Source organism: Hansschlegelia beijingensis (genome assembly GCF_045505405.1).
GTDB lineage: Bacteria > Pseudomonadota > Alphaproteobacteria > Rhizobiales > Methylopilaceae > Methylopila > Methylopila beijingensis_A.
Genome location: NZ_JBJKEX010000456.1, coordinates 1 through 2,041, shown reverse-complemented (window position 1 = coordinate 2,041; position 2,041 = coordinate 1). Strand labels below are relative to the sequence as shown.

2 protein-coding genes are annotated in these 2,041 nt (G+C 67.8%); both read right to left on the bottom strand.

Annotated elements, in window-relative coordinates; genetic code table 11:
* Positions 1 to 259 precede the first annotated feature (259 nt).
* On the bottom strand, positions 260 to 1,585 hold the full coding sequence (locus ACIKT0_RS17495) for a S41 family peptidase (protein WP_407106625.1): 1,326 nt from the start codon (positions 1,583 to 1,585) through the stop codon (positions 260 to 262).
* Positions 1,582 to 2,041, bottom strand: a 460-nt coding sequence (locus ACIKT0_RS17490) for a murein hydrolase activator EnvC family protein (RefSeq protein WP_407106624.1), incomplete at its 5' end; no start/stop codon positions are given. The genes ACIKT0_RS17495 and ACIKT0_RS17490, both read right to left, overlap by 4 nt.

Here is a 2,041-nt window from a genome sequence, read left to right as displayed (position 1 = left end):
AGCGGATCGTCCGCCAGCATCGCCCACAGGCCCACGAAGGCGAGCGTCGCACCGACCACGCAGGCCAGCGCCAGGGCGCCGTCGACGCGCGACCGCGGACGCAGGGACTTGCGTCCCGCGCGGGGCATGAGCGGCTTTTCGAGGTCGTCCTGCGTCATGAGGCCCGCCGATCGCGGACGAGTCTAACGGATTCGCGAAGCGGTCGCCGAGAACTTGGTTCCCGACGGCCGTGAATGCGTCAGAGCGTGGCGACCGCGCCTCAGTTCGCGCTGGTCTTGTTCTGCGGCGGGAAGTTGGCGTTCGACTGGATGCCGTGCATCAGGTCGAATGCGTAGTTCAGCTGCTTGTCGTCCTTCCGCTCCGGCGGGATGTACGCCGAAGAGCCGGACTGCTCCTGCTCGCCATTCTTGAGGTGGCCCTTCAGGCCCGCCTCGCCCTTGGTCTCGTCCTTGCCCTTGACGTCGTCGGGGACGTCCTGCCCGACCTCGATGTCGGGCATGATGCCCTTGGCCTGGATCGACTTGCCGGAGGGCGTGTAGTAGCGCGCGGTGGTCAGCCGGATCGCGCCGGCGGTGCCCAGCGGGATGATGGTCTGCACCGAGCCCTTGCCGAAGGAGCGCGTGCCCAGGATGGTCGCGCGCTTCTGGTCCTGCAGGGCGCCGGCCACGATCTCCGACGCGGAGGCGGAGCCGCCATTGATCAGCACGATCACCGGCTTGCCCTTGGCGAGGTCGCCCGAGCGCGCGTTGAAGCGCTGCGACTCGTCCGGGTTGCGGCCGCGGGTGGAGACGATCTCGCCCCGCTCCAGGAACGCGTCCGACACGGCGATCGCCTGGTCGAGCAGCCCGCCCGGATTGTTGCGCAGGTCGATGACGTAGCCCTTGAGCTTGTCGCCTGCCTTGTCGGAGATCTGGTCGATCGCCTTGCTCAGGCCCTCGAAGGTGGTGGCGTTGAACTGGCTGACGCGGATGTAGCCGATGTCGTCGCCGGCGAGCTCCCACTTGACCGAGTCGAGCTTGATCTTGTCGCGGACGATCTTGACCTCGAGCGGCTTCTCCTGCCCCTCGCGCTGGATGGTCAGCGTGATCGGCGTGTTGATCGGGCCGCGCATCTTGTCGACCGCCTGCTCCAAGCTCAGCCCGTCCACCGGCTCGCCGTCGAGCTTGGTGATGACGTCCTTGGCGCGGATGCCGGCGCGGGCGGCCGGGGTGTCGTCGATCGCGCCCTCGACGCGGATCGCGTTCTCGAACATCTGAACCTTGATGCCGAGACCGCCGAACTCGCCGTCGGTGTTGGTGCGCATCTCCTTGAACGCCTTGGCGTCCATGTAGCTGGAATGCGGATCGAGCCCCGACAGCATGCCGTTGATCGCCGACTCGACCAGCTTGGCGTCGTCGGGCTTCTCGACATAGTCGGCCCGCACCCGCTCGAACACGTCGCCGAACAGGTTCAGCTGGCGATAGGTGTCGGCCGCGCCGGCGGCTTCGGCGACGGAGCCGAAGAAGGCGCGCGGCTGCAGGGCCATGCCGGCGGCAGACGCGCCGATCACCGCTCCGAAAAGGATCAGGGAAACTTTCCGCATTATCCGCCTACCTTTTCGCCAGGGGTCCCGGCCCACCAGGGCGACGGGTCGATCGTTCCCCTATCCTTGCGGAACTCGACGTAGAGCACGGGCCGTGCGGTGGGGGAAGTCGCCGCCTGTCCGGACAGGTTCGCGTCGCCGCGCATCGTTCCCACGGGTTCGCCTGCAAGGACGAACTGATTCAAGCCGACCGTGATGCGCTCCATTCCCGCAAGAAGGATATGATAGCCGCCGCCGGCGTTCAGGATCAAGAGTTCCCCGTAGGATCGGAACGGTCCGGCGTAGACGACCCACCCGTCAGAGGGCGCGGTCACCGACGCGCCCGGCGCAGCCGCGAACGAAACGCCCTGCTCCTCGCCGCCGGCGGGGTTGCGCTGACCGAAGGTGCGCAGGCGTTTGCCCGCAACCGGCAGCGGCAGCATGCCCCGCGCCTCGGCGAATGGAATCGCGGGCGCCAGC